The sequence below is a fragment of the Sporosarcina soli genome (assembly GCF_042655805.1).
Taxonomy (GTDB): domain Bacteria; phylum Bacillota; class Bacilli; order Bacillales_A; family Planococcaceae; genus Sporosarcina; species Sporosarcina soli.
In genome coordinates this window covers 614476-621411 of the sequence record NZ_JBHSNO010000001.1, presented here as the reverse complement: position 1 = coordinate 621411, position 6936 = coordinate 614476, and the positions used below count along the sequence as shown (strand labels likewise).

6 protein-coding genes are annotated in these 6936 nt (G+C 41.5%); 2 read left to right on the top strand and 4 right to left on the bottom strand.

Annotation, left to right across the window (positions count from 1 at the left end; genetic code table 11):
- Positions 1-47: 47 nt before the first annotated feature.
- The 3 genes from ACFPRA_RS03025 to ACFPRA_RS03015 all read right to left on the bottom strand — a co-directional run bounded on the left by ACFPRA_RS03025 (position 48) and on the right by ACFPRA_RS03015 (position 3363).
- Positions 48-449 (bottom strand): hypothetical protein, encoded by a 402-nt coding sequence (locus ACFPRA_RS03025; RefSeq protein ID WP_381430513.1) that lies wholly within the window; start codon positions 447-449, stop codon positions 48-50.
- A 315-nt stretch (positions 450-764) separates the two neighbouring features.
- A complete protein-coding gene (locus tag ACFPRA_RS03020) occupies positions 765-1973 on the bottom strand; it encodes a YhgE/Pip domain-containing protein (protein WP_381430511.1) in 1209 nt (402 codons plus the stop codon).
- A gap of 163 nt (positions 1974-2136) precedes the next feature.
- Positions 2137-3363: an MFS transporter gene (locus ACFPRA_RS03015; RefSeq protein ID WP_381430508.1), complete on the bottom strand. Its 1227-nt coding sequence runs from the start codon at positions 3361-3363 to the stop codon at positions 2137-2139.
- Between the two features lie 143 nt (positions 3364-3506).
- On the opposite strand from ACFPRA_RS03015, the gene ACFPRA_RS03010 reads away from it, so the two are divergent.
- A complete protein-coding gene (locus ACFPRA_RS03010; protein WP_381430506.1) occupies positions 3507-4064 on the top strand; it encodes a helix-turn-helix domain-containing protein in 558 nt (185 codons plus the stop codon).
- A 317-nt stretch (positions 4065-4381) separates the two neighbouring features.
- A complete protein-coding gene (adhP, locus tag ACFPRA_RS03005) occupies positions 4382-5392 on the top strand; it encodes an alcohol dehydrogenase AdhP (RefSeq protein ID WP_381430574.1) in 1011 nt (336 codons plus the stop codon).
- 119 nt (positions 5393-5511) lie between these two features.
- Here the strand turns inward: adhP and ACFPRA_RS03000 are convergent, their stop codons facing one another.
- Entirely contained in the window at positions 5512-6936 is a 1425-nt protein-coding gene (locus ACFPRA_RS03000) for a sigma-54-dependent transcriptional regulator (protein ID WP_381430503.1), read from the bottom strand.

Genomic DNA, 6936 nt, shown 5'->3' with positions numbered 1-6936 from the left:
TAATTGTACAAAAAAAGACCCTGTAGAGTAGTCTTTTTTTTAAGTGTCTACTCTACAGGGTACATATTAAGTTCGTATGTGACTTTTTTAACGGTTATTGTATCAGCCGAAATATCCATGGAGGCTTTTTTCAATGGTATGCAATAATACCGTTTTTTTCGCCATGGATATTTGGCTTTCTTGTCTGTCTTTCGTAGTTGACGGATCGTTTCCCGATTCGCGACATATTTGTCCGCAATCGCTTGAACTGTTTGGGAATGAAGGTGATAGGTTTGTTTTCGAATGGATTGAATGTCGGTTTTACTTAACCATTTACGAAACGAGAAATAATAGGAAGTCGCTTCTCTCACAATATCATTCCAAACAGAAGCCGCTTCTCGTTGCATATCCCTTAACTCTGCATAGAGTTTTTCATCATAAGGAATTTTAAAAGAATGAGTGACAAACAAGAACTTCCCCTCCTCTTCACTTGTTTGAATAGTTCAATTATACGGAACATACGTTTTATTAGCAACTATTATGAGCGCCTAAAGCACGAAAAAGTCGAAACATTGACCTATCTAAAGATAGACCTGTTTCGACCTCACTTTCATCCCACCTCTAAAGAAGTGGGCTTTCTCGTTCGGAAAATCTATAAGAGGATACCATATTTGTCACACTGAAAGTATGCTGACAGAGCTTTGTTGAAAAGTAATTTGTTTGCAGAAATCGAAAAAGCCGATTCCAACAAGGAAATCGGTTTTTTGATGCTATAATATATCTCTTCACCTTTTAACGAGTTCTTGACGATGAACCCGGTATGCGACAGCTAGGCAGATGCCTAAGAAAAGAACAAAGTAAATAAGAATGACGAATAAAGCAACCCCAAGGCCAGCTTGTATTCTGCCATTATAATAAAGCATCACTCTCAAGCCGTCGACCATATAGCGTGCGGGTAAGATATTGCTGAAAAAGTGATGGATGAATGGCAATGTTGCAATTGGAACGGCTCCTCCACTAGAGAAGATGCCCATAATATTAATAGGGAACATGACCAACATTCCCCATTTTCCTAAAAATAGTGAAATCATTTTAAACTGGAAGTGCATCGTTAGACAGCACAAAAATGTAAATAAGAAAATAAGCCAGATGCTCGTCGAATGTGAACTTCCGAAAACACCAAATACAGCGATTTGTAACACTGCAGCCACAAGCGCAGATAAAATAACCCCTAATAACATACTAGCATTCATGACTTCCGTTTTACTTAAAGAATAGCCTTCACTTTTAACACTCGCGCTACTAGTTTTTAGATAACCATTGATCATATTTACGCCCATTATGCCTGAAATGGACGTGATGAGAACAATCATAAAAGGGGTCATCCCATTATTTGTACGTTCTGGAAGCCCTAATGCATTTGTCAGCGTATATTGTAACGGATTGGCTAACAAGATTGCGTTTTTAGGGGACAGTTGGCTATTGTTTTGGATCAATTCTTCTTTTAGATGGCTACTAATGGTGGTAGAGGCGGTCGTCACGAGTGTTTCTAGTGCACTTGTCGCAATCGTTGTTGTTGTACGGCCTCCACCTTCATTAATGAGTAATTCTAAATGAGCAGGCTTCACTTCCGTTTTTCCGGTCATCAGAGCATCGCGAAGTTCAATGATTTCTTTGGAATAATCTGTTGGGATAACCAAGGCACCGTATGCTTGATTATTTTTCAATTCTTGTATCGCCGCTTCCTTATTCGCTGCCACTTTCCAGCTAAATGTATGTCCATCTTGTTTTTTAATCAGATGATCAGCAATTTCTTTACCTGTAATGAAAGAAGAAATGCCTTCATCTTCATCTACAATAATGAGAGGGAAATCGGTCAAGCGGGGGCTTGTACCGCCAAAAACAGGTAGATAAATGCTGATCATGCATAGCATAAGGATGGCAATGATCCAAATAGGCATCCATGTAGACGATATTTTCAATAACTTTTTCAAGGCAGCATTCCTCCTCGCATGATACTCAGCTATCCTTTAAAATATGCCCAAACTTGAACGTGAATAAACGATAAACGCTTAAGAGCATGCTTTAGAATAAAATGCTTCAAGAAAGTAGTGATAGAGTCTTTAGAAAAATTGAGCAAGATACAAATAATGGTTTCTATTTGACGGATGCAGTAGAGGTATCTAGCTCATTGGTAGGGAGATTGAACTCCCGCTTTTTCCTAACTTTTAACGACAAGAATAGGAGGAGCAATAAAATAAATAGTAAGGCCATAAATGCGTAGTTGTAGGTGTTTGTAACATCTTTTACAATGCCCACAAGCATGGGAATCACACCACTAATAAGGTAACCACCAAATTGAACCATCGCAGTCCATTGGCTGGCATCTATTGCGGTAGCGGTTACGTCTAAAGGGAGAATCATGGCTAATGGAAATAATCCTCCAGCGCCGATTCCCATTAAAACAGCCCCAATCATCGGTGAAAGGCCTCCAGTAAGTAATAAAATAATCCCTATGGCAGAACAAGAAGCGGAGAGAATAAGCCAAGGCTTTCGATTCACGCTTTTATTGATTAAAATCGGGATGATTAAACTACAAATCATTTGCATGATGGAAAAAATAGTGACGACGGTTGCCGCATAACCGGCACTAAAACCAATTTCTTGTACTTTGGGAGCTAACCATGTTGCAAGAGAATAGTATACGCCGGATTGAAGGCCGAAAATGATCATCAGCAGCCAAGCATATCGATTTTTCCAAGGCAAATGCGTTTTTGGATTGACAGATTCCGTTGCTTCGCTTTTCGTTTGAGTAGATCGTTTAAGGATTGGGAGCCATACGATGATCCCGATGACTGCCAATAACGCCCATATTGCTAAAGCAACGTTCCATGAATGATGGAATGTATGCATGACTGGAACGACCAATCCAGCACTTAAAGACGCCCCAATCCCCATACCGGCTGAATAAACCCCAATCATAGAAGATGTCGCTTTAGGAAAATGTTTTTTAATATAACCCGAGATTAGTGGTCCAGTAATGGCGATTCCAATTCCAGCAAATACAGCAGTCAGTAATAGCAACAGTGGAAAGGTTGCAACGAGGCGCAAAGCTGTGGATACCCCAATGACTAAAACCGATATTGCAATCGTCATCTCAAGTCCCCATCGTTTACTCAGCGTTCCAGCAATAGGGGCAAAAATGCCCATACAAAAAACAGGAAGGGCAGTAAGTAAACTAATCGAGATGCTGGACATATGCAAATCCGCTTGAATATTTTTTAAAACGGGTGAAATTGACGTAATAGATGCCCGCAAATTCATGGATATAATAAATAAAGCAAAGATACTCCAAATCAGATATAGATTTTTTGGTTTTTTCATTATTGCAAACACTCCTTTTGGTATAACATGAAGATTATTTGGTATAATATAGTTAACTTTTTTAACTAATAATAAACTATGGTTAACTTTTTAATTTACTATAATATACTTTATTGGTGTGGTCAATAGAAAGGTGTGGAAATATGAGTGAGGAAAACATTGACTTATCAAGTCAAGTAGGGAAGAACTTAAGAGAAATTAGAAAAAGCAAAAGGATTAGCATTGAAGAATTGGCGAGTGTAAGCGACATTAGTAAACTAACATTAGGAAAAATTGAAAGAGGGGAGGCAAACCCGACACTTAATATTCTTTGGAAAGTAGCCAGAGGATTAAATATACCCCTCGCCTCGTTAGTAGATTTCCAAGAAGAGAGTGAAATATACCGATTTGAAACCAATCATTATTTTGCAGGGCAACATAATGATTGGTTTATCACGCCAGTATGTAAAGCGTTTGGAAGTGTTGAATGGCATCGGGCGTGTATCGAACCAAATAGTGAGTACAGTGAATATCATTTAGCGGGCTCTGAAGAAATTGTACTTGTCTTAAATGGTCAGTTAGAAATGGAAGTAGGGGGCAAAAACCATCAATTAAACAAGTGGGATGTTTTAAGATTTAAAGGTGAGGAACTCCACACTTATAGAAATTGTTCTGACGAAAGAGTCTATTTAATGTTGTCTTTAACCTATGCGACTCCGTAAATCGAAAGAGAAACTTCATCTGTTATTGTTGGTATTGCTTGTCTTTTAGGAAATTATTAAGTCAAAGATACATAACCAAACTTTGGCTTCTCTCCGTTAGCGCTATCACGGAGCCATTTTGGAGGCAGAATCAGCCGAGAATTCGGCTGATTCTGCCGCTTTTTCGGTCTGTTTTTAGAAAAACAGACGACGATAGCATGAATCCCAATTTGGCATGCTTCTTGCAAAATATAAATGCGAATGACATAAACCAAAGGGAGGAATGTTTTATGAAGTCGGCAATTGAAGGCAAGGTCAAAGAAGAAGAGGGACTTTTCATGAAAGCAGCCGTAGTTAGTGAATTCAAAAAAGGGCTGGATGTGCAAGATGTGCCGAAACCGAAACCAGGTCCAGGTCAGGCACTTGTTAAAATTGAAGCATGCGGTGTTTGTCATACAGATTTGCATGCGGCACATGGCGATTGGCCGGTAAAACCTAAGTTACCGCTTATCCCGGGGCATGAAGGTGTCGGGGTTGTGGAAGAGATTGGCGAAGGGGTTACCGCAGTGGAAGTGGGGGATCGTGTCGGAATTCCATGGCTCTACTCGGCGTGCGGAGAATGTGATTATTGTTTGAGTGGGAAAGAAACACTTTGTCTCAATCAAGAGAATGGGGGGTATTCCGTTGACGGGGCATATGCGGAGTATTGCCTGGCAGCCGCGGATTATGTGGCGAAAATCCCGGATAGTTTAACTTCAGTTGATGCGGCTCCGATTTTATGTGCGGGAGTCACGACGTATAAAGCACTTAAAGTGTCCGGGGCAAAACCAGGTGACTGGGTAGCGATTTACGGAATCGGCGGATTGGGGCATGTTGCGCTGCAGTATGCAAAAGCGATGGGCTTCAATGTTGTTGCTGTCGATATTGCCGATGAAAAGCTCACGCTTGCAAAAGAATTGGGAGCTGATGAAACGGTGAATGGGTTAAAAGAAGATCCAGTTGAAGCAATTCAATCACGTCTCGGTGGCGTGCAGGCGTCGATTAGTGTTGCAGTCACCAAGAAAGCATTTGAACAAGCTTATCAATCGGTTAAGCGGGGTGGTACACTTGTCGTTGTCGGATTGCCAAACGATGAGCTGCCGATTCCGATTTTCAATACTGTATTGAACGGTGTCACAGTAAAAGGATCCATTGTAGGCACGCGGATCGATATGAAAGAAGCACTTGATTTTGCAGCACGCGGCAAAGTAAAAGCACAGATTGAAACGGCGCCACTTTCCGAGATTAACAATATTTTCGGCAAAATGGAGCAAGGAAAGATTAACGGACGAATTGTCTTGGAGTTTTGATAGATCGCTCGATAAATGGCAGATAGGATGTAAGTGCTCTATTTTTATATAACGACCGGGAAGCCGATGGTAGCTTTCCGGTCTTTTTTCATTGTCTAAGCGGTAGCCCTGTGCTTTTCTTATGTTTCATTTAAATAGTAGCGGATTTTCCGCGTTGAGATGCCCAGTTTTGCAGCAGCCTTTTTGCGGTTACCAGCCGTTTCTTTAAGCGTTTTTTGAATTACTGCAGTGGCGGTACGCTTTTCCATCTTTTTCATGGTATCAATGAGTTCATCAAGATGATGGTCCTCTTGTCCGTGATAAACATCTAGGACTTTTTCGGAAAATCGCTTCCATTCATCGGGAAAGTGAACGGCTTCTATTGAAGGTGCTTCTGATAAGGATTGGTTTTGAACCCCTGTTATTTTCGCGGGCAATTGGTTTGGCGTGATGACCGCTCCCTCGGTTGAAAGGACAGCAATTTGGCGGACCATGTTTGCTAATTCACGCATATTTCCAGGCCAATTATATTGCTTCATCAGCTCGATTGAATCCGCAGAGAATGTAATGTTCTCTCCGGATTGTTTCAAAAATGAGTCGACGAATAGTGGAATGTCCGCTAGACGTTCTCGCAATGGGGGAATGACGAGCTTTACGACATCTAGCCGGTAGTATAAATCTTCCCGGAATTCTCCACGTTGGACGGCTTCTTCAATATTGACATGGGAAGCGGCGACAATACGGGCAGATGTGCGTTGGGAAGTTGTCCCGCCTATTTTTCTGAATTCCCCTGTTTCGAGTATCCGTAACAGTTTTACTTGGGTAGAAAGGGAAGCCTCAGCGATTTCGTCCAAGAAAAGGGTGCCTGAAGAGGCGGCTTCAAAATAACCGACTCTCTCCGCTGAAGCGCCAGTGAAAGCCCCTTTCACATGGCCGAAAAGTTCACTTTCAAGGAGTGATTCGGGCAGCGCTCCGCAGTTAAGGGCAACACAGGAACCTGATCGGTTACTCGCGGCGTGAAGAAACTTTGCTAGCACTTCCTTGCCGGTTCCTGTTTCGCCTTGAATGAGTACAGTAATTGGTTTCGGTGCAATTTTAAAGGCAAGTTCGAACAACTGGTGCATAGAGGGGCTTGTGCCGAGAAAGCAACCGACGTCACGTGCAATTCGTTCATAATCGGCTTCTTCAATCGTTCCGCTTTTTAGTTCACCTAGTAAACGATCAACCAATTGGTCAATAACGTCAATGTCTTCAAACGGCTTTTCGATAAAATCAGCAGCGCCATATTTCATGGCATCTACTGCTATTTTCACTGTACTGTAGCCGGTCATGATGACACACGGGCAGGCCGGCACTTTTGCTTTCAGCGCTTTTAAAATATCAATTCCGTTTCTGTCCGGCAGGCGCACATCGATAAATGCAAGTTTGAAGGAAGATAAGTGAACGAGCTGATCAAAATCATGTCCAGTCGTTACTTGTGTTGTTTTGAAGCCTTTCAGTTGAAGCAACCGTGATAAAAATCGACCGATTTCCATTTCGTCTTCGACGATCAAAATATGTGTCAT